2 protein-coding genes are annotated in these 578 nt (G+C 72.5%); both read right to left on the reverse strand.

The genetic code is table 11. The features are described from left to right. A partial coding sequence (locus KUM32_RS37045) for a DUF6507 family protein (RefSeq protein ID WP_254406671.1) occupies positions 1 to 188 on the reverse strand: 188 nt, incomplete at its 3' end. A gap of 199 nt (positions 189 to 387) precedes the next feature. Next, a partial coding sequence (locus tag KUM32_RS37050; protein WP_217146256.1) for a pore-forming ESAT-6 family protein occupies positions 388 to 578 on the reverse strand: 191 nt, incomplete at its 5' end.

Consider the following 578-nt stretch of genomic DNA (forward strand, 5'->3'; position numbering starts at 1 on the left):
GAGAGCGCCAGGCCCACCAGGCCCGCCTCCGGCTTCTCGCCACCCATGGCGAGCGTGCCCGCGTCGGTCGCCGCGCCCTTCAGGTGCTCACCGAACGCCTTCGCCTGCGCCTGCAGCTCCTTGGCGATCTTGACCGTGTCCTGCAGTGTCCGTCCGATGTCCGGCGGCTGTAGGTCCCAGCCCGTCATCGACTGCCTCCCCCACCATCTGTGTGCTGCCCGCACCCCACACCAGGGTGTACGGATGCCACCGCGCTACCGCTCGCCCGAGGGGGCACACCGGCGCGCGCTACGTACCGCTGTCCGCCCCGCACGGCCCCGCCCTGCGGGCCTGCCGGCCCGCGCGCCGGGTTCCGTGCGGTCGGGTGGCCGGGCCCGACGCGCGGACTCAGCCGATGCCGTCCACGGCCGACTTGGCTCGACTCAGGGCCGACTGCGCCGTGCCGTCGTTCTTCTCCAGCGTCGTACGAACGAGCCGGATGATCTCCCGCACCTCGCTCGCCGAACGGTTCCAGCGCTGCTCGGCAGCGTGGTACTGATCGGAGACGCCATCCGCCTGGAAGTCGGCCATCGCGGCCT

It is taken from the genome of Streptomyces sp. AC627_RSS907 (assembly GCF_019049165.1).